We start from the raw sequence: 23,810 nt of genomic DNA, 5'->3' as shown, positions 1-23,810 counted from the left end.
GGTCCCTCGCAAACGGCAGGAGGATTTCGCTTAGCCATGACCCAGGTCGGACAGGACTCGCTCGGCACGCGCAGCACGCTTACCGTCGGCGGCAAGAACGTCGCCTACTACTCCCTCAAGAAGGCCGCCGAAAAGTTCGGCGATGTCTCGCGGTTGCCCTTCTCGATGAAGGTGCTGCTGGAAAACCTTCTCCGCTTCGAGGACGGTGGCTTCACCGTTTCGGCCAACGATGTGAAGGCCCTGGTCGATTGGCAGCACAACCCGTCGAGCAGCGCGGAAATCCAGTACCGCCCGGCGCGCGTGCTGCTGCAGGATTTCACCGGCGTGCCCTGCGTGGTCGATCTGGCCGCGATGCGCGACGCCATCGCCAAGCTTGGCGGTGACACCAGCAAGATCAACCCGCTGGTGCCCGTGCACCTGGTGATCGATCACTCGGTCATGGTCGATGAATTCGGCCACCCCAAGGCGTTCGAACAGAACGTCGAGATCGAATACTATCGCAATGGCGAGCGCTACGACTTCCTCAAGTGGGGTTCCAAGTCGCTTTCCAACTTCCACGCCGTGCCCCCGGGCACCGGCATCTGCCACCAGGTCAACCTGGAGCACATCGCCCAGACGGTGTGGACCAGCGAAGACCAGGACGGCAACCTGGTCGCCTATCCCGACACCTGCGTCGGCACCGACAGCCACACCACCATGGTCAATGGCCTGGGCGTGCTGGGCTGGGGCGTGGGCGGCATCGAAGCTGAAGCGGCCATGCTCGGCCAGCCGGTCTCGATGCTCATCCCCGAAGTGGTGGGCTTCAAGTTCACCGGCCAGCTGCAGGAAGGCGTGACCGCCACCGACCTCGTGCTGACCGCCACCAACATGCTGCGCAAGCATGGCGTGGTGGGCCGCTTCGTCGAATACTTCGGCCCCGGCCTGGCTGGCCTCACGCTGGCCGATCGCGCCACGCTGGCCAACATGGCGCCGGAATATGGCGCCACCTGCGGCTTCTTCGGCATCGATGAAAAGACGCTGGACTACATGCGCCTGACCGGCCGCGATGAAGACCAGATCGCGCTGGTCGAAGCCTATGCCAAGGAGCAGGGCTTCTGGATCGATCCTTCGGTCGAGCCGGTGTTCACCTCCACGCTCGAACTCGATCTGTCGACGGTCGTGCCTTCGCTCGCCGGCCCCAAGCGCCCGCAGGACAAGGTCGAGCTGCCGCAGGTGGACGACGTATTCAACCAGGACCTGGGCGACGTCTACAAGAAGACCCAGTCGCGCGTGGCCGTCGAAGGCAAGGACCATGACATCGGCGACGGTGACGTGGTGATCGCCGCCATCACCAGCTGCACCAACACGTCGAACCCCGGCGTGCTGATCGCGGCCGGTCTGGTCGCCAAGAAGGCCGACGAGCTGGGCCTCAAGCCCAAGCCCTGGGTCAAGACCTCGCTGGCACCGGGCTCGCAGGTGGTGACCGACTACCTCGAAAAGGCCGGCCTCCAGTCGCACCTCGACAACATCGGCTTCAACCTGGTCGGTTATGGCTGCACCACCTGCATCGGCAACTCCGGCCCGCTGGCCGAGCCGATCAGCAAGGCGATCAACGAGAACGGCATCGTCGCCGCCTCGGTGATCTCGGGCAACCGCAACTTCGAAGGCCGCGTCAGCCCCGACGTGCGCGCCAACTTCCTGGCCTCGCCGCCGCTGGTTGTCGCCTATGCGCTCAAGGGCACGGTGGTCGAAGACTTCACCACCACCCCGATCGGCACGAGCAAGGACGGCGCGGCCGTCTATCTCAAGGACATTTGGCCGACCAATGCCGAGGTTCACTCGGTCATGTCGGGCGCGATGAACCGCGCGATGTTCCAGGCCCGCTATGCCGACGTCTACAAGGGCGACAAGCACTGGCAGGCGATCAACGTCACGGGTTCGGAAACCTATTCGTGGCGCGCCGGGTCGACCTATGTCGCCAACCCGCCGTACTTCGAAGGCATGACCATGACGCCGGCCCCGGTGTCCGACATCGTCGGCGCCAAGCCGCTGCTGATCCTGGGCGATTCGATCACCACCGACCACATCTCGCCGGCCGGCTCGATCAAGGCCGATAGCCCGGCGGGCAAGTGGCTGCAGGATCACCAGGTCGCCAAGGCTGACTTCAACTCCTACGGCGCGCGCCGTGGCCACCATGAAGTGATGATGCGCGGCACCTTTGCCAACATCCGCATCAAGAACGAAATGGTCCCCGGCACCGAAGGCGGCTTCTCGCGCTATGGCGACGAAGTGGGCGCGGTCTATGACGTGGCGCAGAAGTACAAGGCCGATGGCACGCCGATGGTGGTCATCGCCGGCAAGGAATACGGCACCGGCTCCTCGCGCGACTGGGCGGCCAAGGGCACCAACCTGCTCGGCGTGCGCGCCGTGATCGTCGAAAGCTTCGAGCGTATCCACCGCTCGAACCTCGTCGGCATGGGCGTGCTGCCGCTGCAGTTCCTCGATGGCCAGACCCGCCAGAGCCTGGGCTTGACCGGCGACGATGCCTTCACCATCGAAGGCGTCGCCGATCTCCAGCCGCGCCAGACCGTGACCGTCAAGGTCACGCGCCCCGATGGCAGCACGTTCACGTTCGATGCGCTGTGCCGCATCGATACCGCCAACGAGCTGGAATACTTCAAGAACGGCGGCATCCTGCACTACGTGCTGCGCAAGCTGGCGGCCTGATCGCCGCCGGCATCACGCCGGAATGCAAGAAGGGCGGCTCCCACCGGGGCCGCCCTTTTTCGTTGGTACGGAGGCGAAATGCCCCTCCACCACCGCAAAGCGGTGGTGGAGGGGCATTTCGCCCACGAAAAAGGGGCGGCCTCCCCCCGAAGACCGCCCCTTCCGTGGAGCCCGACAGAACCGGGCTTGACCGTGGTTTCAAGCCGGCTTGCGGCTCCGGCCCCAGCGCTGGCGTGCAACCAGCGCGGCGGCTGCGGCGCCGAACAGCAGAACCATCGATGGTTCGGGCACGTCGGTGCCGCCAGTGGTCGTCCCGCTGCTCGTCGATCCGCTGGACGAAGACGAGGTGGAGCTGGACGAACTGGTGGAGCTGGAGGAACTCGTCGAGCTGGAGGTCGACGAGGAGGTGGAGGACGACGTCGACGAGGAGGTGCTGCTGCTCGTCGAGGACGACGTGCTGACATTGCCCGACGAGGTCGAGGTCGAGGAACTGGTCGACACGTTGCCGGACGAGGTGCTGACGTTGCCGGAAGAGGTCGAGACATTGCCGGACGAGGTGCTCACGTTCCCGCTCGAGGTGGAAACGCTGCCCGAGGACGTCGATACGCTGCCCGACGAGGTCGAGACATTGCCACTGGAGGTGGAGACGTTGCCGCTCGACGTGGAGGTCGAGCCACCCGAGGTCGAGGTCGATCCGCCGGAGGTCGAGCTGGAGCCGCCCGAGGTAGAGGTGGAGCCAGTGCTGGTGGAGGATACCACCACGTTGCCACCGCCACCGCCGCTGCCGCCAAAGAAGCCGCCGAAGAACCCGCCGCCAAAGCCGCCCACCGGTCCACCACCGATCACCACCGGCACGCCGCCACCGCCGCCGCCCTGCGCCTGGGGCGGCAGGGGCGCCATGTAGGGCACCGGCGCCATGGCATATTGCTGCGGCGGATCGCACACCTTGGTGGTGGCCGTGGTGACGATCTTGCGCTGGCGGTGCACCACGTGCGGCGGCGCGCGGCGCACCACGCGGCGGGGCTTGGCCTGCTTGATCTTGATCGGCTTGGTGTGGTGAATCTCGCCGGTCGATGGCGCTTCGGACACGTGCACCGCGCCCCCGCCCAGAACTGCGCCGCCTGCCGCGCAGGCCGCCAGTTTTGCCAATGCCATCCTAACCGACATGATCGTTGCTCTCGCTAAATCCCGGGGCCGGCCTAGCAGAAACCACTTAACAGGTGGCTGCCGGCCTTTCCCGCAGATGAACAACGCAGATCATAGCGTCAGCGTCCATCGCGTTAACCTGAAATCGGCACGGCAGCGGGCCATATTTCGTCACTTTTCGCGCCGGTGTGTTAACTCTGTCCCAATCTGGAACTTTTGCCGGCCCGGGTGTTGCCGATTCCGACAGGCAAATCCGCCTATTCGCCGCTGTCGGGGTCAAACAGGCCGGGCAGGGTGCCGGGCAGGCCGCCCGGCATCTGCGCGGTCGGGGGGGTGATTCCCAGGTGCTGCCAGGCCCGATCGTTAAGGCAGCGCCCGCGCGCGGTGCGCGCCACCAGGCCCAGCTGGATCAGATAGGGCTCGATCACTTCCTCGATCGTGTCGCGCGGTTCGGAAAGGCCGGCGGCCAGCGTTTCCACGCCCACCGGGCCGCCCTTGTAGATATCGGCGATCATCATGAGATAGCGCCGGTCCTGCAGATCAAGCCCCAGCGCATCGACCTCCAGCCGGGTCAGCGCTTGGTCGGCCAGGGCGCGGGTGATCGTGCCATCGCCCATCACCTGGGCAAAATCGCGCACCCGGCGCAGCAGGCGCCCGGCCACGCGCGGCGTGCCCCGCGCGCGCTTGGCAATCTCGCGCGCGCCCTCGCTATCGATACCCACCCCCATCAGCGTGGCGCCGCGCGTCACCACGCGTTCCAGTTCGGCCACGGTATAGAACTGCAGGCGCACCGGGATGCCGAAACGATCGCGCAGCGGGGTCTGCAACAGTCCCTGCCGCGTGGTCGCGCCGATCAGGGTGAACGGCGGCAGATCGATCCGCACCGAGCGCGCCGATGGCCCTTCGCCGATGATCAGATCCAGCGCGCGGTCTTCCATCGCCGGATAGAGCACTTCCTCGACCACGGGATTGAGGCGATGGATTTCGTCGATGAACAGCACATCGCCCGATTCGAGGTTGGTCAGCAGCGCGGCAAGATCACCCGACTTGGCGATCACCGGGCCAGACGTGGCGCGGAAATTTACCCCCAGCTCGCGCGCGATGATCTGTGCCAGCGTGGTCTTGCCCAGACCCGGCGGGCCAAAGAACAGCACATGGTCCATCGCCTCGCGCCGCTGCTTGGCACTCTCGATGAAGATCTTGAGATTTTCGCGCGCGGACTCCTGGCCAACGAACTCGGCCAGCGTCTTGGGCCGCAATGCAGCGTCGAGGTCTTCGGCCTGGGCCTGGGCGGAAAGCAGCGGGTTTTCGGTCATACGGGATCAGGGCTTTCGGCCAATTCGGCAGCAACGGTCATTGTCCACTGATCTGCCCGTGGCCACGATGGGATATGCGACGGGAACGGCAACCATGCGTGTACATTCTCGCGAGCGGGGTGCGTGGCACCTTGTACATCGGGGTCACGTCGGCCTTGATGCAGCGGTTGTGGCAGCACCGCGAAGGCATCACCGGCGGCTTCACCGCGCGCTATGGTGTCTACCGCCTGGTCCACTTCGAGATCTTCGCCGATATGGAGCAGGCGATCGTCCGCGAAAAGCAACTCAAGAACTGGCGCCGTGACTGGAAACTCAATCTTGTCCATGCGGCCAATCCCGATTGGCGCGATCTTGCTATCGACCTCGGTTTTCCGCCGTTGGGGCAGGGCAAGCCTCACCCTGGACCCTGAAACAAGTTCAGGGTGACGACCGTTCTGCAGGCAACGTTTGACTTCAAAATCCTCGTCACCCCGGACTTGATCCGGGGTCCAGCATGCCGCCTTTCCCGCCGTAACGGCCATCACCCCGTCGCCCGTTTGAGCGCCACGCGCACCAGGTCGTTGAGGCGGGCGTCTTCGCCCAGGTCCTTGATCGCAAAGGCCACGGCGCTGGCTGCCACGGCGGGCTTGAAGCCCAGGTTCTGCAGGGCCGAGATCGCGTCGGCGCTGGCCGAGCCGGCCGGCAGCGCAACATCTGCCTCTGCCGCCACGCCCAGGCCGCCGGTCATGCCGGCGAGGCCCCCGGCCTTGTCCTTGAGTTCGTTGACGATGCGGCTGGCGAGCTTTGGCCCCACCCCGTTGGCGCGTGCGACCATGGCGGCATCGCCACCGGCGCAGGCGCGCTGCAATTCCTCCACCGACAGGGCCGAGAGAATGGCCAGGGCCACTTTCGATCCCACCCCCTGCACGGCAGTGAGCAGGCGGAACCACGCGCGTTCGCCCGCGCTGGCAAAGCCGATCAGGCGCTGGTCGGTTTCGCTCACCTGCATTTCGGTGTGCACCACCACCTTGTCGCCGCGCACGCCCAGGTGCGTGAGCGTCTTGGCGGAACATTGCACCAGGTAACCGACGCCGTTCACGTCGATGATCGCCCAATCCGGGCCGGTGTCGTCAAGCATGCCGGTCAATTTGGCGATCATGGTTTGTTCCCTATGGCAGGGAACTTTCCCGCGCGCAACCGGGGTTCAGGTATTGGCCTGTTGATCCTCGGGCACGGCATCATGAGGGCCGTAATAGAGCTTGGCGCAATCATGCGCGGCCACCCCGCCTTCGAGCGACAGGTCGTCCTTGAAGGCATCGCGGATGTAATCGACCGTCGAAAGGTGGCGGTCCTCGAAATACATCTCGTGCACCTGATCGCGTCCGGCGCCATAGACGATGCGGGTGATCCCAGCCCAGATCGCCGCCATCGTGCACATGCCGCAGGGCTGCAGCGTGGTATAGAGCGTGGCGCCGTCGATCTTCATGTCGCCCACTGCCTGGCCGGCCGCGCGCAGCGCTTCCACTTCGGCATGGGCGGTGGCATCGCACCGTTCCACCGTGCGGTTGACCGCGCCAGCGACCAGGCTGCCGTGGCGCACCACCAGCGCGGCAATCGGCGTATTGGCCGGGTCATCGCCCTTTTCGCGGATGGCAAGGGCGATGGCGCGGGCCATCCAGGCTTCGTCGGTGGCGGCGATGTTCATGAAGAACGCTACGCCGCGCGAGGGCTGGCGTTCCCGTGCCCGTTCGGGATCAGCGGTGGCTGCCGAGCATGTTGGCATGGGTGATCGCCACGGCCAGCGCGTCAGAGGCGTCCTCGCCGGCCAGCTTCACGCCAGGCAGCAGGATCTTGAGCATGTGCTGGATCTGCTGCTTTTCCGCGCCGCCGGTGCCGACCAGCGCCTTCTTGATCACCTTGGTGGGATATTCCGCAACATGCATGCCCGATCGCGCCAGGCTGAGCATGGCAACGCCGCGGGCCTGGCCCAGCTTGAGCGTGGATTGCGGGTTCACGTTGACGAAAACCTCTTCCACCGCGCCTTCGTCGGGGCGGTGGACCAGGATCACGTCGGTCAGCGCCGCATCCAGTTCCACCAGGCGCTGCGCCATGGTGGCCTTGGCATCGGTGCGAATCTGGCCATTCGCAACATGGCTGAGCCGGCTGCCAGACTTGGCCACCACGCCCCAGCCGGTGCAGGTGAGGCCGGGATCGATGCCCAGGATGATCATGACTGCAAGATCCTCTCCCGCATCGCGGGGGAGGGGGACCGCGCGCGCAGCGCGTGGTGGAGGGGGAGCCCCCTCCGATGGCCTGACGGCCGCCACCTCCCCCTCTGCGAGGGGGAGGATCGATCGCCAGCGCGCACCGCCATTGGCCTGATCAGCCCAGCTTTTCCATCACGTCGTCGGGGATTTCATAGTTGCCCCACACGGTCTGCACGTCGTCGTCGTCGTCCAGCACGTCGATCAGCTTGAGCAGGGTGGCGGCATCATCGGCCGAAACCGTGGTCTTGAGGCTGGGCTTCCATGCCAGCTTCACCGCTTCGGCTTCGCCCAGCGCCTTTTCCAGCTCGCGGCTGACGGGGTGGAGGTTGTCGATCGCGGTCCAGATCTGATGCGTATCGTCGTCCGATTCCACGTCGTCGGCGCCGGCTTCGATCGCCGCTTCCAGCACCTTTTCCTCGTCACCCACGCTGGCGGGATATTCGATCAGGCCCAGGCGTTCAAAGCCATGGCTGACCGCGCCCGAAGCGCCCAGGTTGCCGCCGTTCTTGGCAAAGGCGGTGCGCACGTTGGTGGCGGTGCGGTTGCGGTTGTCGGTCAGCGCCTCGACGATGATCGCCACGCCGCCCGGGCCATAGCCTTCGTAGCGCACTTCTTCATAGTTCTCGCCGTCACCCTTGCTCGCCTTGTCGATGGCGCGCTGGATGTTGTCCTTGGGCATCGACTGCGCCTTGGCGGCGTTGATCGCGGCGCGCAGGCGCGGGTTCATGTCCGGATCGGGCATGCCCATCTTGGCCGCGACGGTGATTTCGCGGGAGAGCTTGGAGAACATGGCCGAGCGCTTCTTGTCCTGCGCGCCCTTGCGATGCATGATGTTCTTGAATTTGGAATGGCCTGCCATGGATCTGCTTCTTGCGGCTGATGGTGGGAACTTGGGGTTTGCCACGGCCCCTAGACCAACCGGCGCAAAACGGCAATGCGCGCCTGGCCAACAACGGGGCGGCCCAGCAACCGGAGCAGATCGGCAAACGCGGCGTTAACCGCTGGCGCAGTATGGCCCTTGCCATGGTCCGCCTGTCCCTGCCCGCTGCGCAATCCTTGGCCCACTTCCTGCGTCATCCACGCTGGACGCGCCCGATGGGGCTGGGCAGCGCGGAAAGCTGGGCGCTGTGGCGCGGGGCAACCGGGCTCTATCTGGCCGGGCTGCTGGTGCTCGCGCTGGTTCTGCACCTGTGGCAGCGGGCGATGGGCCTGCCTTCACCCGACGCCTTTGGCAAAGTGCCGCCCGCCCTGCTGCTCCCCACCGTCACCCTCCTGGCCCCGGTGGCCGAGGAATGTGTGTTCCGGGGCTGGCTTTCGGGCCGGCCCCGCGCACTCGCGCTGATCGCGGGGCTGGTTGTAGCGGCTGCCGCGCTATGGACGGTGCGCGATGGCGCGGCCCACCCCGTGGCGCTGCTGCTGTTGCTGCTGGGCGTGCTGGGTGCGGCGCTGGGCTGGTTCGTGCTGCGCCGGCGGGAAACCCCGGCGTGGTTCGTCGCGGCGTTTCCGGTGCTGTTCATGCTGCACGCGGTGGTCTTCGCGTTGTTTCACCTCAGCAACTATCCGCGCATCACGCTGGCGCTGGTGCCGATGGTGCTGCCGCAGCTGTGGGCCGGGCTGGTGTTCGGCTTCATCCGTGTGCGGATCAGCTTGCCCGCCGCCATGCTTGCCCACGCGCTGGGCAATCTGGCGGCGGTAACCGTGGCATTCCTGGTGCAGTGAGCGGGGCGGCCAAGCGCCGCGTTGCTCAGTCCCTGGCGCTCAGTCGATGCCCAGGGCGTTCTTGTAAACGTCGAGAATCGCTTCCATTTCGCGGCGATCGTCGGGCTTCATTTTCCGCAGGCGGACGATCTGGCGCATGATCTTGGCGTCATAGCCGGCCGACTTGGCTTCGCTGTAGACATCCTTGATGTCGTCGCCGATGCCCTTCTTTTCTTCTTCCAGGCGTTCGATGCGCTCGATCAAGAGGCGCAGGCGGTCGTCGGCGGCGTCGGCCATGGGATAAGCTCCGAATCTCTGTGTGGGCGGCCGTTGCGGCCTTCAGCCGCGGGCAAATAGCCGCCCACGCCCACGCTGGCAAAGCCGATCCTGTGGAAAGATTGCGCCGCTGTCGGGCGCGGGCCGGGTTATGTCCGGGTTCTGGCCGGTGTCAGCGCGGGTTGCGCTTCATGCTCTCGTCCATCCGCGCCAGTTGTTCGGGGGTGGCCGGCGTCTGGTAGCGGGCCTTCCATTCATCGGCGGGCAGGCCGTGGATCGCCTCGCGGGCGGCGGCCTTGTCCAGCGGGGCGCCGGCCTCGATAATCCAGTCGGCCAGGCAATTGCGGCAAAAGCCCGCCAGGCCCATCAGATCGATGTTCTGGGCATCGTGGCGGTGGCGCAAATGGCGCACCAGGTGGCGAAAGGCAGCCGCGGCCACCGCATCATCGAGCTGATCGAGCGGATCAGCGCCAGAATGGGTGGTTTGGCCGGTCGAAGCATTCGTATCCATGGTTATCATCCCTTGGGTTTTGCCCCGGCATAGGCCATAGGGCAGGCCGAATGAAAGCCTGCCGGGTTCGATAGTGAAGAGGAGTTTTTTGCACCATGGGCCAGCCTGACAAGCGCGAACGCAAGGTCAAGATCCTCGCAACGGTGGGGCCGGCCAGCCGTTCCCCGGAAATGCTGGAAAAGCTTTTCCTGGCCGGCGCCGATGCCTTTCGCGTCAACATGAGCCATGGCGAACACGCCATCCATGCCGAGACCATCGCCAATATCCGCGCGCTGGAAGAACGGGTGAAGCGCCCGATCACCGTGCTGTGCGATCTTCAGGGGCCCAAGCTGCGCGTCGGCACGTTCAAGGAAGGCCGCGCCGTCATCCGCCATTCGGGCCACTTCACGCTCGATCGCAATCCCGAGCCGGGCGATGAAAACCGCGTCTGCCTGCCCCATCCCGAACTGTTCGGCATCCTGCAAAAGGGCCAGCGCCTGCTGATCGACGATGGCAAGCTGCGCCTGCGCGTGATCCGCGCCAGCGAGAGCGAAATCCTCTGCTCGGCCGAAGTGGGCGGCGTGATTTCCGATCGCAAGGGCGTCAACGTGCCCGACGCGGTGGTGCCTGTGCCCGCGCTCACCGAAAAGGACCGTCGCGACCTGGCCTTCGCCGTGGAGCATGGCGCCGACTGGATCGCCCTGTCGTTCGTGCAGCGCCCCGAAGACGTGGCCGAGGCGCGCCGCCTGATGGGCGGCTATGGCTCGCTCATGGCCAAGATCGAGAAGCCGGCCGCGATCTCGCGCCTGGAAGAGATCATCGAACTGTCCGACGGCATCATGGTCGCCCGTGGTGACCTGGGCGTCGAGCTCAACCCCGAAGAAGTGCCGCCGCTGCAAAAGCGCATCGTCGAAAGCGCACGCCGCCAGGGCAAGCCGGTGGTCGTGGCCACGCAGATGCTAGAATCGATGATCGAGGCGCCCACGCCGACCCGCGCCGAAGTGTCGGACGTGGCCAACGCGGTCTATGACGGCGCCGACGCGGTCATGCTGTCGGCCGAAACCGCCGCCGGCGCCTGGCCGGAAGAAGCGGTCAGCATCATGAACCGCATCGCCGTGCAGGTGGAAAGCGATCCCGGCTATGCCGCCCGCGTCCACTTCATCGAAACGCTGCCCGATCCCACCACGGCTGACGCGCTGGCCCAGGCCTGCGCCTCGATCGCTGAAACCCTGCCGATCTCGGGGATCATCGTGTTCACCGGTTCGGGCTCCACCGCCCGCCGCGTGGCGCGTGAAAGGCCGGGCGTGCCGATGCTGGTGCTCACGCCCAGCCAGAAGACCGCGCGCAAGGTCGGCCTGCTGTGGGGCGCCCACGCCGTTGCCACCAAGGACATCGGCAGCTTTGAGGAAATGATCGCCAAGGGCAAGCGCATGGCCCTGCGCCACGATTTCGGCACCGCCGGATCCAAGCTGGTGGCGCTGGCCGGGGTGCCGTTCGGCACGCCGGGGGCCACCAACCTGCTGCATGTCGTCACCCTCACCGGCGACGAACTCAAGCAGCACCAGGCCGACTGAGCAGCCCTGACAAGACCTGGCGCGTTCAGGTCTTGTCCGTCACCCGGGCCACTGTCAGGCCCGAGGTGACGCGCTCGGCCGCGAATACGCAGTTCTTGCCCGATGCCTTGGCCAGATAGAGCGAGGCATCGGCATCGGGGATCAGTTCCTCGCCCCTGACGGACGTTTCCGGCATGGCCGCCACGCCCAGCGACGCGCTGACCGGGCAGCCCTGGATATCGGTCACGCCCAGCACGCGCAGGCGGATCTGCTCGGCCTTGGCCACGGCATCGGCCAGCGCGCAATCGGGCAGGATGGCGATGATCTCTTCCCCGCCATAGCGGCAGACCACGTCGGTGGGGCGCAGCGCGCCAACGATCTGCGCCGCCACGTCGCGCAGCACCGCATCGCCCTTGGCATGGCCATAGCTGTCGTTGAGTTCCTTGAAGTTATCCAGATCGATCATGATCACTGCGGTGGGATTGCCCGATCGCTGCGACAGCGCAATCAGGCGCTCCAGCGTGTCTTCCATATAGCGCCGGTTATAGAGGCCAGTCAGCGAATCGCGCAGCGACTGGGTGCGCAGCCGATCGCGCAGCGCGATGTTGGACAAAGCCAGCGACATCGAATCCGCCAGCGCCGTGCCCAGGTGGCGCAAGTTGGCCAGTTCCTCGCCCCCCGCCAGCGCCACTGGCGCATCGCTGCGCGCCAGCACCAGAAGACCCTGCACCTGGCCACCGGCCATCATCGGGATTTCCAGCACGGCATTGTCGCCGCCATGGTGCGAGCAGCACAGCCCGCCTTCGACCGGCGCATTCACGTGCGCCTTGCCGCGCTTCAACGCCCAGCAGTGGCTCGGCGCCAACGAATCGGGTGCGACATAGCCATCCGGCAAGTCCCACTGGCGCGCCAGGTCCAACCGATCGCGTGAATTGTTGAGCACATAGAGCGCCGCGCCGTGCCCGCCCAGCAGGCGTCGCGCGGTGACCATCAGGACTGCGCCGGCTTCCTCGTTGGTTTCGGCGGCCTGCAACATGTCGGTCATGGCAAAGAGTTCGGCGGTGCGCCGCCGCGCTGCCTCTGAATCCGCGCGCATGTGCTGTTCGTGGTTGTGATGGGTGATCAGGATCGTGCGAAAGCCCAGCAGCGATGTGGCCACGGCCACCTGCAAGCCCAGCGCCAGCACCAGCAGCATGTCGTTGCCGCCAGGCTGCCAGCGGTCGAGCATTTCGTGCACCGCCACCAGGGCGATGGACAGCAGCTGCAGCGCGATCGCGCCATTATACATCAGGCCCAGGCGCTGCCGCGTGGTGCCGCGCCATTCCGGCAGGCGCAGCCGACGCAGGAATGGCGCTTGCTCGTCCACCACGCTCAGAAAGCTCCCGTTCCGAAACCTGCACCGTCCCGGGGGATGCCGGGCACGGCCATTCTTACGGACAGGGCAGGTGGAGCAGGCTGAACGCGCGCCTGCGCATGAATGCCTATGATGGGCGGCGCAGGACGCTAACGATGATCAGCCGCGCGCGCCAAACAGGGCAGAGCCGACGCGGATATGCGTGGCGCCCAGCTGGATCGCGGTTTCAAAGTCGTCGCTCATGCCCATCGATCGGCCGGCCAGGCCATGGTCTGCGGCGAGCTTGTCGAGCAGGGCAAAGAACGGCGCCGCCTCGATTCCTGCCGGGGGCACGCACATCAGCCCGATCACCGGCAGCTCGGCCGCGCGCGCCTCGGTCAGCAAGGCAGGCAGATCGGCGATGGCGCAGCCACCCTTCTGCTCTTCGGCGCCAATGTTGACCTGCACGAACAGCGGCACGCGGCGGCCGGTCTTGTCCATCGCGCGGGCCAGCGCGGTCAGCAGTGAGGGGCGATCGAGCGAATGGATGCAATCGAACAGCGCCACGGCCTCATCGGCCTTGTTCGATTGCAGCTGGCCGACCAGGTGCAGTTCCAGCCCGGCATGCTCCTCGCGCAGCGGCGCCCACTTGGCCTGGGCTTCCTGCACGCGGTTTTCGCCGAACACGGTTTGCCCGGCGGCGATCAGCGGGCGGATCGCCTCGGCCGGGTGGGTTTTCGATACGGCCACCAGCGTCACGTCGGCAGGGGCGCGGCGGGCAATGCGCGCGGCCTGGGCGATGCGGGCACGAATGTCGTCAAGCGGGGTATGCTCTGGTCCGGTCATGGCGCGGTGCTATAGCGTCGTCATGGCAAAGCGCTACCCCGTGCCGCGATTGGTCCTGCTCAGCGATGCGCGCAACGATGCCGTGCTGGCCCGCGCCGTGGCGCGCCTGCCGCGCGGCAGTGCGCTGGTGTTCCGCCATTATCACCTGGCGCCCGGGGCGCGCTGCCAGCGCTGGGCCGCGCTGCGCCGCCTGGCGGCCTCGCGTGGCGTGGCGCTGATCGCAGCGGGCGCGCGTTGCGGCCGGGGCGGGCAGGGGCGCTATGGCGCGCCGGATGCCTTGGGGCGCGAATCCGGGTTGCGCCTGGCCACGGCCCATTCGCTGCGCGAAATCGCGGCGGCGGCGCGGGTGCGTGCCGATGCCGTGCTGCTGTCTCCCGTGCTGCCCACGCGCAGCCATCCCGGCGCGCCGGTGCTGGGCATGGTGCGCTTCCTGCTGCTGGCGCGCCACAGCCCGGTGCCGGTCCTGGCGTTGGGCGGGATGAACCGCGCAGCCGCGCGCCGCCTGCCGTCAAGGGGCGCCGTGCAGGGCTGGGCCGCGATCGACGGACTGTCGTGAAAATCCGCGCAATTCCGTGGGTTTTCGCGGGCGATTCTTGACCCCGGCAGCGCTTGGGGCGATGATGGCGCCAGAAGGGAATATTCAGCATCATGGCTTCGCGGGCACTCACCCCCAACCGTTCGACCGCGCCTGGCGGCGGGAAACTCGGCCCTGGCCGGGGCAACCCCAACTGGCGCGCCGTGCTGCGGCGCAGCTTCCGCCGCAGTTTCGAACTGATCGGCGGCGCCACGCTGTTTGGCGCCATGGTATTCCTCGCGTTGGCGCTGGTCAGCTATACCCAGACCGATCCTTCCGGCAGCACCGCCTCGGGCAGCCCGGTGGACAACTGGATGGGCCTGCCCGGCGCCTGGGCCGCGGAACGCGTGCTGGTGCTGTTCGGCCTGCCCGGTGGCCTGCTGGTGCCGCTGCTGTTCGTGTTCGCCCGTCGCCTGTGGGATGCCGCCGGTGACCTGATCGACGTGGACGAGGATGAAGAAGCGCCCGCGCCCGAACCGGCCTGGTGGCGCCTGTCGCTCGGCCTGTCGGTGGCGATGATGCTGTCGGGCACGGCGCTGGCGCTGGCGTTCACCGGCCCGGGCGGCAGCCTGCCCGCCGGGTTTGGCGGCGCCACCGGCCTGCTCGGCGCGGCCGGGGTGCGCGCGCTGGCTGGCCTGGTGCCGGTGGCGCAGGGCTGGATCATCCTGGCCATCGCGTTGCTCGCCTTTGGCGGCGGCCTGTTCCTGACCGGGCGCGTCTTTGCGCTCGATTGGGCGCGGCTGCTGTCGATCCCGGCGTTGCTGCGCCGCACTCCGCGCGAGGCAGCGGCCGACGGCGCCCCGGCCCGCCAGCGCCGCGCGCCCAAGGCCAAGGCCGCAGCCGCCGGCGATGCCCTGCTCGCCGATGATGACGATGGCGCCGATGATGACGCGCCGCCGTTCGATACCCGCGCGCCGGTGATCCCGGCCGATGCTGCCGCGCCCCGCCGCCCTACCGAGATCAGCGATCCGCAGCGCACCCCTGCGCCTGCGGCCAAGGCGCAGGCCCGGCAAAGCGACCTGTTCGACAAGTTCGCGCTGCCCGCGATCGACATTCTCGAGGAAATTCCCGCCTCGGCCCAGCCCAAGATCGACAAGCTCGCGCTGGAACGCAACGCGCGCCTGCTCGAAAACGTGCTCGACGATTTCAACGTCAAGGGCGAGATCACCGCCGTGCGCACCGGCCCGGTGGTGACGATGTACGAGCTCGAACCCGCGCCCGGCATCAAGGCCAGCCGCGTGATCGGCCTGGCCGACGATATCGCCCGCAACATGAGCGCGGTGTCGGCACGCGTCTCGGCCATTCCCGGCCGCACCGTGATGGGCATCGAATTGCCCAACCAGATCCGCGACATGGTCTCGTTCCGCGAGCTGGTGGCGTGCGACAAGTTCGTCAATGCCAAGGGCCTCTTGCCGATCATCCTGGGCAAGGACATTGCCGGCGAACCGATCGTCGCCGATCTGGCCACCATGCCCCACCTGCTCGTCGCCGGCACCACCGGCTCGGGCAAGTCGGTGGGCCTGAACTGCATCCTGCTGTCGCTGCTCTACCGGCTTACCCCGGCGCAGTGCCGCATGATCCTGGTCGATCCCAAGGTGCTCGAACTCAAGTCCTACGACGATATCCCGCACCTCCTCTCGCCCGTGGTGACCGAGCCGGCCAAGGCTGTGCGCGCGCTCAAGTGGGCGGTCGAGGAAATGGAGCGGCGCTATCGCCAGATGTCGTCGATCGGCGTGCGCAACCTGTCGGGCTTCAACGAAAAGGTTCGCGCCGCCCAGGCCAAGGGCAAGCCGCTCGGCCGCCGCATCCAGGTCGGCTTCGATCCCGAAACCGGCGAGGAACTGTTCGAGGAACAGCAGCTCGAATACCAGGTGCTGCCGCAGATCGTGGTGATCGTCGACGAACTGGCCGACCTCATGGTCAGCGTCGGCAAGGAAATCGAAGTGCTGATCCAGCGCCTCTCGCAAAAGAGCCGCGCCGCCGGTATCCACCTGATCATGGCCACGCAGCGCCCCTCGGTCGATGTCATCACCGGCGTGATCAAGGCCAACCTGCCCACGCGCATTTCCTTTGCCGTGACCAGCCGCATCGACAGCCGCACGATCCTGGGCGAACAGGGCGCCGAACAGCTGCTCGGCAAGGGCGACATGCTCTACAAGCCCAGCACCGACCCGATCAAACGCGTCCACGGCCCCTTTGTCAGCGACGAGGAAGTGGAGCGCGTGGCCGATCACTGGCGTGGCCAGGGCAAGCCGGAATACGTCGATTCGGTCACCGAGGAACCCGAGGAAGGCTCGTACGGCTTCGACGAACTCGACACCTCGGACAATCCCGAAGACCGCAAGTATCGCCAGGTCTGCCAGCTCGTGTTCGAAAGCCAGAAGGCCTCGGCCAGTTGGATTCAGCGCCAGATGGGCGTGGGCTACAACACCGCGTCCAAGTGGGTCGAACGCATGGAGCAGGATGGCCTGGTCGGCCCGGCCAACCACGTCGGCCGCCGCGAGATCTATCGCGACAAGGATGGCAACCCGCTGTAATCGGCGATTGCTTGCAGTGCCCGGTCACTGGGCAGGGCCCTTCGACAAGCTCAGGGCGAACGGCCTGGGAAAAGGCTTGTTACCCGTTGGGGATGCTGTCGGGCCATAGATCCTCCCCGTCACCGACGGGGAGGGGGACCGCCCGCGCAGCGGGTGGTGGAGGGGTGTTCCCTCAGGCCGCCCGCAGCGCCACGGCCGCCTCGCCCACCAGCGCGGTCACCTCTGCCTCGGTCAACACCCGGCGCGGGTCATAGCCCAGGCCCAGGCGGGCAGTGCGGCGCCAGGCATCGCAGAACAGGCCCTTGTTGGGGCCAAACGCGCGCAGCACATGGGCAGCCAGGCGCGGCGGCGCGTCGGGCGCATAGGCGCGCGAAAACAGCGCCATGTCGGCCACCCACGGCCCGATCATCACCCAGCCATGGTCATCGGCCACCACTTCGCCCGCCACGCTCAGCGTGCCTTCGACCACCATGATCGGCGCATCGAGGGCACGGGCCAGGTGCACGGCATAGGCGGCACCCAGCATCGGCGCGGTCACGTCCTTGCCCGCCATGACCTTGAGCACGTCCTGCGCGCGGGTGGCCATCAGCGCCTTGTCGTCCTCGCTCGGGCTCCACGCCTTGAACGTGCGCGCGGTTTCCCACGAATGGCTGGCGGCGATCAGGCGCGAGAGGCGGGTCAGGGCAAGCGATGCGGTCATGACCGCGGCCCTTAGGCGCAAAGCGGTCCTAGGCAAAGGGGGACTGGATCACTTGCCCTGCTTGCCCACGATCACACCGCCCACGGGAATATTGCTGCCACCCTTGGGATCGCGCATCCCAATGAGCCAGGTCGCATAGAATTCTTCAGCATGCGGACCGGTGAACTGCCCCTTGATCGAACCGCGGGTGTCGCCGCTGAATGGCAGGTTGATGATTTTGTCAAAGGTGCCCGCAAACGTTGCCTTGCCTGCGTCGCCCGTGCCGGAAAAAGCATAGGCGCCAAGCGCGTAGGACGTTCCGGTATCGCGGTCTGTCGCCACGGGGTTGAGCGCGCCGGTCAAGGTTGCCGCGCCGAAATTGTACGCCATGCGCGCGTCTCCGCTGATCGCATAGGGCCGGGTGTTGCCATCAGACGGGACCCCGGAATAGCCCAGGATCACGCCATTGTATGTAGCGCTGCCGCTGCTCGGCACCGCCGAGGCCGGCGTCGCTTCTCCGAAGCCGTAAGCGAAATCGGTGTACGGGAATGTGGAGGATTGCGACGGTGCCAGTACCGTTTCAGACGTGCCAAAGCCGGTATAGGTCAACGCAATCAGCGGATTGCTGGAGCCGGGGCGCGAAACGCGCAGCGTGCCCGCGCTCAACGAACTGGCTTGCGCCGTAACGGAATAGGCATCGTACGTGGCGTCGCTGTGCGCCGCGTCGCGGATCGCGGGCGTGAGCGCACGTGGATTTCCGGAATATCCGTCGATCCCAGCACGTATCGTCAGCGCCTTCTGCGTTTCGGAATAGGTGATGTACAACGAGCGCGTTGTCAGGTTTTGCTGGTCCCACCGTGTGGAGCGGCCATAGCTGACGGCCACGGCTGCCCCGCCCAGGTCTTCGTTGATTACCAGGTTCGCCAGGCCATTGTTGGATGGCATCGTCGCGGTGTCGCGGCCCAGAATCGTGCCGCTCGCCACCACGTTGTCGTAAAGGTTGGTGTTCCAGACCGCGCCGAACTCTTCATGATGGGGGCCATAGAAGCGGCCGTCGATCGCCCCCGGCCGCGCGCCGAAGTTGAAGCTGCCGGAAAACGTCGTGCTACCTGCTTTCAGCTTTGCCTGTGACGTCCAGTTTAAAGTGCCTTCATACAGGCTATTCCTGTAACGATCGATCGTGCCGCTGCCAACCAGGCCGCCGCTGGCGAAATCCACCTGAAAGCGACCGCCGCCTGTCAGCACATAGTTCTGCTGAGGATAGCCGGCCTGCCCATCAAGGCGCACACCGAATGTGGCCGTCCCGGTGGTCGGCATGGCCGATGCGGGCGTGGGGACGCCATAGGTGAAATAGTCCATGGTCGTTGTGGCGTTCGGCCCATCGGTCTGCGTCCGTTGCCAAAGGCCGGCACCGACATAGCGGAAAAGGGGTGCGTCGGGCGTGCCGGGATCGGTCGTATTCGTGCTGAGCGACAGTGTCTCCGTCAGCGCGCCTTCGCTGCGCTTGTAAACCGTGGCTGCAGCATTGCTGAGCGTGGCATCCTTTTGCGCCGGTCCGAAATCCTGTGTCCGCCCTTGCGTGGCAATCGTGTAGGTCTGCGTGGATGCCTTGTATTCGATCGTCAAAGGCTTGCTTGTAACCGTGTTCGGCTGGGCGGACGTGATCGGTTGATAGGCCGTCTGGGTTTTTGCATCGTTGACGAAGGCCTCGCTGACCAGGCTGCCCACCAGATCGTCGTTGGTCGGCTTGGGCGGGGGAGAAGGCGGCGGGTTGGGAGAGTTCGTGCTGGCAACGCCACCGCCATCGCCACACGCGGCGAGCAGAACCGCCAACACAAGTGCCGAATACCGTGTCGCTCTGCAACACCGTTGGAGACCAGCGCGCGCCATGATTCGATCCTTGTCAAAAAACAGAATAGATCCAACTTGGCGCCATAATACGCTATTTTACATATTGTTCCAGCAATGCTTTACGCCTGAGAGTAAAAGGGCGCTGCCACTTCTGCAGGAACGCGAACCAGGCGTCCGCTGCTTTTATCGATCAGGGCCCAGGTCGTGCGCGCGCTGACGATCACTTTGCCGGTCGCGTTGGCGAAATCGACGCAGCGGTCGAACCGCGCGCCGTGGGGCGGATCGGGAATGAAGGTGGTGGCCACCACGCTCTCGCCTTGGCCAACATTGCCGCGATAGTCGATCTCGTGCCGGGTCACCACCCAGACATAGGCCGCCACGTGTTCCGGTGGCGCCACCGTTTCCCAATGCCGCGTGGCGATCTGTTCCATCCAGCGCACCCACACCGCGTTGTTCACATGGCCCAGCTCGTCGATATGCTCGGGCAGGGCGGTGAACGTGCAAGAAAACCGAGCCGTCATGATCAGGCACCCACCAGGTGCAGCACGATCTGGCGGCGATGCGCCATGCGGCGGTGCTCGCACAGGTAGATGCCTTGCCAGGTACCAAGCGCGAGCTGCCCGCCGATCAGCGGGATCGACAGGCTCACCCCGGTCAGAATGCTTTTCAAATGGGCCGGCATGTCGTCCGAACCTTCGTCGTCGTGGGCATAGGCCGCGCTTTCCGGTGCCAGGCGATCGAGCCAGCGCACGATATCGCCACGCACCTCGCGCGCGGCATTTTCCTGGATGCACAGCGAGGCCGAGGTGTGGCGGCAGAACAGCGTGAGCAGCCCGCTATTCATGCCCTGGGCCGCCACCCACTGCGCGGTTTCGCGGGTGAATTCGTGCAGGCCGGGGCCGGGCGTATGCAGGGTCAGCGTGGTGCTGGCCTGGCGCAGCGGCGCGGCGTGCACCGCGTCTGCGGGGTGAAGGGCTTGGCTCATGACCGCATCAGCCTGGCATGGGGCGCCGACCATGTCACCCCGGTTTTGCGCGGCACGATAAAAAATGAGAATCATTATCAACATGGTTGATTATGAAAATCACTCGCAATAAAGCGCTACCCATCCGGACCGGGCGCCGCTGCCCGATCCGAGCAAAGGGGAAAAATTCCATCATGATCAATGCATCCCGGTCTCGTCGCGCGTCACCCATGCCAAGCGGGCACGTGCCTGCCACCTCGCCCTTGCGTCCCGCATTTCTCGCCGCCGGCTGTATCGGCGTGATCGCCGCCATGCCGGCCCAGGCCCAGGATGCCGCGCAAACCGTGCTGGGCGGGGTGACCGTGACCGATACCGCGATCGCGCAAGCCCCGGTCAAGGTAGAGCGGGCGGAATCGCCCAAGTACGTGCGCCCGCTGCTCGATACGCCGCAGACCGTCACCGTGGTCGGCCGCGCGGTGATCGAGGCGCAGAACCTGCTGTCATTGAAAGATGCGCTGTCGATCCTGCCCGGCATTACCCTGGGCGCGGGCGAAGGCGGCGGCGGCTATGGTGACAGCATCAATCTGCGTGGGCAGAGCGCCAATACCGATATCCAGATCGATGGCGTGCGCGACAGCGCGCAGTATTCCCGCAGCGACCTGTTCAACATCGAACAGGTGGAAGTGACCAATGGTGCCAATTCGGTGTTCAGCGGCTCGGGCTCGATCGGCGGAACGGTCAACCTGGTCAGCAAGCGGCCCAAGGACGAAACCAGCACCACCGTGCAGGGCGGGGTGGGCACGGCCAATTACTGGCGCGGCACGGTGGATAGCAACTGGCAGCTGGGCAGCGAGGTCGCCGTGCGCCTCAACGTCATGGGCCACAGCGCCGATGTGCCCGGCCGCGATTTCGAATACAGCCGCCGCTGGGGCGTGGCGCCGTCGGTCAAGTTCGGGCTGACCGGCGATACCAGCCTGACGCTGCTGTATCTGCACCAGCGTGACAAGAATATCCCGCAATATGGCGTGCCCTATTACGCGGTTTATGGCGGCTTGCTGCCCGGCGCCAGCTATGCCGGCTATTACGGATACAAGAACTACGATCGCCAGGAACAGACGGTGGACCAGGCCACCGCCATCCTCGACCACCGCTTTTCCGATGCGGTCTCGATCCGCAATCTGGCACGCTACCAAAAGGTCAAGCAGGATACCTTCGTCGATCCGCCGCAGGGTGCCTGGTGCCTGGCCAACGGTACGCTGGCCAATTCGACCGGCGCGGCCACGGCCTGCTCATCAACCCAGGCGGCGGGCACCTATTACCCCAGCGGTCCGCGCGGGCTGTTCCGCCTGACCGACACCTCGATCTGGTATGACCAGCTTGATCTTTCCGCCAAGGTCTCCACCTTCGGCCTCGAACACACTCTGGCACTGGGCGCGGCATACTCGCAGGAAGATTATGACGTCGTTTCCGGCAACGGGTTACGCAATGCCAATGGCACCACGCCCACACTCGATGCGATCAACATCGCCAATCCCAATGCCGTCTATACCGGGCCGGTAAACTACATCACCACGGCAATTGCCCATGGCTCCACCCGCAACATCGCGCTCTATGCGTTCGATGCGGTCAAGCTGGGCGGCGGGTTCGAAGTGAACGGCGGTATTCGCTGGGAAAATAACCGCGCCCGCTATCGCAGCGACACCGTGGCGGTCAGCGGCGCGGTGACCACCGGTGCGCCGCAGAACAACACCGACGACTTGTTCAGCTATCGCCTGGGCCTGGTCTACAAGCCGGTGGCCAACGCCAGCCTCTATGTCGCTTACGGCAACAGCAAGACACCGGCCTCGTCCACCGTGCGCAGCGGTTGCGGCGTGACCAGCACGACCCTGCTGGGCGACCCCTGCAACGTCGCCCCGCAAACCGCCGTCAATTTCGAACTGGGCGGCAAGGTCGATCTGGCGCAGGGCAAGCTGCAATTGACCGCCTCGGTGTTCCGCAACGAGCGCACCAACTATCCCGTCGCCGCCAACGATCCGCTGGTCGGCACCACCAACGTGCTCGACGGGCGCAGCCAGGTCGATGGCGTGTCGCTGGGCCTGTCGGGCAAGATCACGCCCGCGTGGACGATCTTTGCGAATGCCATGTACCTCGATGGCGTGATCAAGCAGTCGATCTCGAATTACTGCAAGAACCACCTGGGCGCCACGCAGACGCTGCCCACGGGCGGTAGCGTGACCTGCCCCGCCAGCGACGTGCAGGCCGGCAACCCGGTCACCAACACGCCACGCTGGTCGGGCAGCCTCTACACCAGCTATCACCTGCCGTTCGGGCTGGAGGTGGGCTATGGCCTCACCTACCAGGGCAGCTGGTATCTCACCAATTCCACCGGCGCGCCGATGTACAAGGCGCCGTCCTATCTCACCCACCGCATTTCGCTGGGCTACAAGCTGGACAACGGCCTTTCCGCGCAGATCAACGTGCAGAACCTGACCGACGAGAAGTACTACACGTCGATCCGCAACAATGGCTGGGCCGTGCCGGGTGAGGGGCGCTCGGCCGTGCTCACCCTGGGCTATGCATTCTGACCCACAAGAAAGGGGGCGATCATCTCGCCCCCTTCGTTGCTCAATCGGCCCAATAGAGCTTGGTTGGATTGTCGATCAACAGCTTGCGCTGCAATTCCTCGGTCGGTGCGATGCGCGGGATCATGTCGACCAGGTGCCCGTCATCGGGAATGGCATCCTGCATGTTGGGATGCGGCCAGTCGGTGCCCCACAGCACGCGGTCCTGATAGTCCGCCACCAGCGGCGCCACGGCCTCGGCAAAGGCATTCCACGGGTCCCCTGATGGGTCGAGCCGGTCCGGGCAGGTCGCCTTGAACCAGATATCGGGCCGCGAATCGAGGAACGCGCGGAACGCCTTCATGTCGGCTCCATCGGGCCCCTGGGTCACGTCGGGCCGGCCCATGTGGTCGATCACCAAGGGCACGGGAATGGCGTCCATGAACGGGCGCAGTTCCTCCAGGATATCGGCCTCGAAATAGATCACCACGTGCCAGCCCTTGGGCAGGCGCTTGGCCACGTCCAGGAACTTGTCCTTGGGCGCATCATCCACCAGCCGCTTCAAGAAATTGAAGCGGATGCCACGGATGCCGCCCACGTGCAGCGCGGCGAGATCAGCCTCGGAAATCGCCGGATCGACCACGGCGACGCCGCGCGCTTTCCCGTTGCTCTTGGCAATGGCGTCGAGCGTCGCTGCATTGTCGGTGCCATGGCAGCTCGCCTGGACGATCACGTTCTTGGCAAAGCCCAGGTGATCGCGCAGCGCAAACAGCATATCCGGCCCGGCGTCCTCGGGCAGGTACTTGGCCTTGGCGCTGAACGGAAACTGCGCCATCGGGCCAAACACATGGCAATGCGCATCGATCGCGCCGGCCGGCGGGGTATAGCGCGGCTTCGACGGGTTGCCGTGCCAGGAAATGATACGGTCGGTCATGGTCTTGTCCTTGAAAACCGGGCCTCGACACGCTCAGCCCGAACGGCAACCTATTTGAAATCTCGCACGCCGTTCGCCCTGAGCCTGTCGCAGGGCGAGA

The 23,810-nt window shown here is 65.8% G+C and carries 22 protein-coding genes; 7 read left to right on the top strand and 15 right to left on the bottom strand.

Going from position 1 to position 23,810, the window contains the following annotated elements; all coding sequences use genetic code 11:
* Positions 1 to 36 precede the first annotated feature (36 nt).
* On the top strand, positions 37 to 2,706 hold the full coding sequence (gene acnA, locus SCA01S_RS16465) for an aconitate hydratase AcnA (protein ID WP_062787608.1): 2,670 nt from the start codon (positions 37 to 39) through the stop codon (positions 2,704 to 2,706).
* A gap of 198 nt (positions 2,707 to 2,904) precedes the next feature.
* Here acnA and SCA01S_RS22330 read toward each other — a convergent pair whose 3' ends face one another.
* Entirely contained in the window at positions 2,905 to 3,861 is a 957-nt protein-coding gene (locus SCA01S_RS22330; protein ID WP_231627758.1) for a PEP-CTERM sorting domain-containing protein, read from the bottom strand.
* A 248-nt stretch (positions 3,862 to 4,109) separates the two neighbouring features.
* A complete protein-coding gene (gene ruvB, locus SCA01S_RS16455; RefSeq protein WP_062787606.1) occupies positions 4,110 to 5,168 on the bottom strand; it encodes a Holliday junction branch migration DNA helicase RuvB in 1,059 nt (352 codons plus the stop codon).
* A gap of 74 nt (positions 5,169 to 5,242) precedes the next feature.
* Here ruvB and SCA01S_RS16450 point away from each other — a divergent pair, with 74 nt between their 5' ends.
* A complete protein-coding gene (locus SCA01S_RS16450; protein WP_022675859.1) occupies positions 5,243 to 5,578 on the top strand; it encodes a GIY-YIG nuclease family protein in 336 nt (111 codons plus the stop codon).
* 110 nt (positions 5,579 to 5,688) lie between these two features.
* Here the strand turns inward: SCA01S_RS16450 and ruvA are convergent, their stop codons facing one another.
* From ruvA to SCA01S_RS16430, 4 genes are all read right to left on the bottom strand, one after another.
* Positions 5,689 to 6,306: a Holliday junction branch migration protein RuvA gene (gene ruvA / locus SCA01S_RS16445; RefSeq protein WP_062787604.1), complete on the bottom strand. Its 618-nt coding sequence runs from the start codon at positions 6,304 to 6,306 to the stop codon at positions 5,689 to 5,691.
* A 45-nt stretch (positions 6,307 to 6,351) separates the two neighbouring features.
* On the bottom strand, positions 6,352 to 6,852 hold the full coding sequence (locus SCA01S_RS16440) for a nucleoside deaminase (RefSeq protein ID WP_062787603.1): 501 nt from the start codon (positions 6,850 to 6,852) through the stop codon (positions 6,352 to 6,354).
* A 49-nt stretch (positions 6,853 to 6,901) separates the two neighbouring features.
* Positions 6,902 to 7,378, bottom strand: coding sequence for a crossover junction endodeoxyribonuclease RuvC (ruvC, locus tag SCA01S_RS16435; protein WP_062787601.1), 477 nt, complete (start codon positions 7,376 to 7,378; stop codon positions 6,902 to 6,904).
* A gap of 151 nt (positions 7,379 to 7,529) precedes the next feature.
* Positions 7,530 to 8,273, bottom strand: coding sequence for a YebC/PmpR family DNA-binding transcriptional regulator (locus SCA01S_RS16430; RefSeq protein WP_022675855.1), 744 nt, complete (start codon positions 8,271 to 8,273; stop codon positions 7,530 to 7,532).
* A gap of 164 nt (positions 8,274 to 8,437) precedes the next feature.
* Between SCA01S_RS16430 and SCA01S_RS16425 the strand changes: the two genes are divergently transcribed.
* Complete coding sequence (locus tag SCA01S_RS16425; protein ID WP_158271913.1) at positions 8,438 to 9,133, top strand: CPBP family glutamic-type intramembrane protease; 696 nt, start codon at positions 8,438 to 8,440, stop codon at positions 9,131 to 9,133.
* Positions 9,134 to 9,172: 39 nt separating this feature from the next.
* Here the strand turns inward: SCA01S_RS16425 and SCA01S_RS16420 are convergent, their stop codons facing one another.
* Both SCA01S_RS16420 and SCA01S_RS16415 read right to left on the bottom strand, forming a co-directional pair.
* Complete coding sequence (locus SCA01S_RS16420; protein WP_022675853.1) at positions 9,173 to 9,409, bottom strand: DUF2312 domain-containing protein; 237 nt, start codon at positions 9,407 to 9,409, stop codon at positions 9,173 to 9,175.
* 151 nt (positions 9,410 to 9,560) lie between these two features.
* Entirely contained in the window at positions 9,561 to 9,899 is a 339-nt protein-coding gene (locus SCA01S_RS16415; RefSeq protein WP_022675852.1) for a DUF1244 domain-containing protein, read from the bottom strand.
* Between the two features lie 95 nt (positions 9,900 to 9,994).
* Here SCA01S_RS16415 and pyk point away from each other — a divergent pair, with 95 nt between their 5' ends.
* A complete protein-coding gene (gene pyk, locus SCA01S_RS16410) occupies positions 9,995 to 11,452 on the top strand; it encodes a pyruvate kinase (RefSeq protein ID WP_022675851.1) in 1,458 nt (485 codons plus the stop codon).
* 25 nt (positions 11,453 to 11,477) lie between these two features.
* Here pyk and SCA01S_RS16405 read toward each other — a convergent pair whose 3' ends face one another.
* Positions 11,478 to 12,800, bottom strand: coding sequence for a GGDEF domain-containing protein (locus tag SCA01S_RS16405; protein ID WP_108338589.1), 1,323 nt, complete (start codon positions 12,798 to 12,800; stop codon positions 11,478 to 11,480).
* A gap of 144 nt (positions 12,801 to 12,944) precedes the next feature.
* The gene (locus SCA01S_RS16400; RefSeq protein WP_062787597.1) at positions 12,945 to 13,610 is read right to left on the bottom strand and encodes a YggS family pyridoxal phosphate-dependent enzyme; all 666 of its coding nucleotides are present in this window, start codon (positions 13,608 to 13,610) and stop codon (positions 12,945 to 12,947) included.
* Between SCA01S_RS16400 and SCA01S_RS16395 the strand changes: the two genes are divergently transcribed.
* Together SCA01S_RS16395 and SCA01S_RS16390 are read left to right on the top strand one after the other, a co-directional pair.
* Positions 13,609 to 14,166 carry a thiamine phosphate synthase gene (locus SCA01S_RS16395; protein WP_439646872.1) on the top strand — a complete coding sequence of 186 codons (558 nt, stop codon included), beginning with the start codon at positions 13,609 to 13,611 and terminating at the stop codon, positions 14,164 to 14,166. The genes SCA01S_RS16400 and SCA01S_RS16395 overlap by 2 nt on opposite strands.
* Positions 14,167 to 14,258: 92 nt before the next feature.
* Entirely contained in the window at positions 14,259 to 16,721 is a 2,463-nt protein-coding gene (locus tag SCA01S_RS16390; protein ID WP_062787596.1) for an FtsK/SpoIIIE family DNA translocase, read from the top strand.
* Positions 16,722 to 16,893: 172 nt separating this feature from the next.
* Here SCA01S_RS16390 and SCA01S_RS16385 read toward each other — a convergent pair whose 3' ends face one another.
* The 4 genes from SCA01S_RS16385 to SCA01S_RS16370 form a co-directional block, all read right to left on the bottom strand.
* Positions 16,894 to 17,421 (bottom strand): hypothetical protein, encoded by a 528-nt coding sequence (locus SCA01S_RS16385; protein WP_062787593.1) that lies wholly within the window; start codon positions 17,419 to 17,421, stop codon positions 16,894 to 16,896.
* A 48-nt stretch (positions 17,422 to 17,469) separates the two neighbouring features.
* Positions 17,470 to 19,233, bottom strand: coding sequence for a transferrin-binding protein-like solute binding protein (locus SCA01S_RS16380; RefSeq protein ID WP_062787591.1), 1,764 nt, complete (start codon positions 19,231 to 19,233; stop codon positions 17,470 to 17,472).
* A 137-nt stretch (positions 19,234 to 19,370) separates the two neighbouring features.
* Entirely contained in the window at positions 19,371 to 19,772 is a 402-nt protein-coding gene (locus SCA01S_RS16375; RefSeq protein ID WP_062787589.1) for an acyl-CoA thioesterase, read from the bottom strand.
* A gap of 2 nt (positions 19,773 to 19,774) precedes the next feature.
* Positions 19,775 to 20,191, bottom strand: a complete 417-nt coding sequence (locus tag SCA01S_RS16370) for a secondary thiamine-phosphate synthase enzyme YjbQ (protein ID WP_062787684.1) — start codon at positions 20,189 to 20,191, stop codon at positions 19,775 to 19,777.
* A gap of 254 nt (positions 20,192 to 20,445) precedes the next feature.
* On the opposite strand from SCA01S_RS16370, the gene SCA01S_RS16365 reads away from it, so the two are divergent.
* Positions 20,446 to 22,800 (top strand): TonB-dependent receptor, encoded by a 2,355-nt coding sequence (locus SCA01S_RS16365; protein WP_062787587.1) that lies wholly within the window; start codon positions 20,446 to 20,448, stop codon positions 22,798 to 22,800.
* 40 nt (positions 22,801 to 22,840) lie between these two features.
* Here SCA01S_RS16365 and SCA01S_RS16360 read toward each other — a convergent pair whose 3' ends face one another.
* The gene (locus tag SCA01S_RS16360; RefSeq protein ID WP_062787586.1) at positions 22,841 to 23,710 is read right to left on the bottom strand and encodes an amidohydrolase family protein; all 870 of its coding nucleotides are present in this window, start codon (positions 23,708 to 23,710) and stop codon (positions 22,841 to 22,843) included.
* Positions 23,711 to 23,810: the final 100 nt, after the last annotated feature.

This window comes from Novosphingobium capsulatum NBRC 12533 (assembly GCF_001598375.1).
Lineage (GTDB): Bacteria > Pseudomonadota > Alphaproteobacteria > Sphingomonadales > Sphingomonadaceae > Novosphingobium > Novosphingobium capsulatum.
This window is presented reverse-complemented; position numbering and strand designations above follow the sequence as displayed.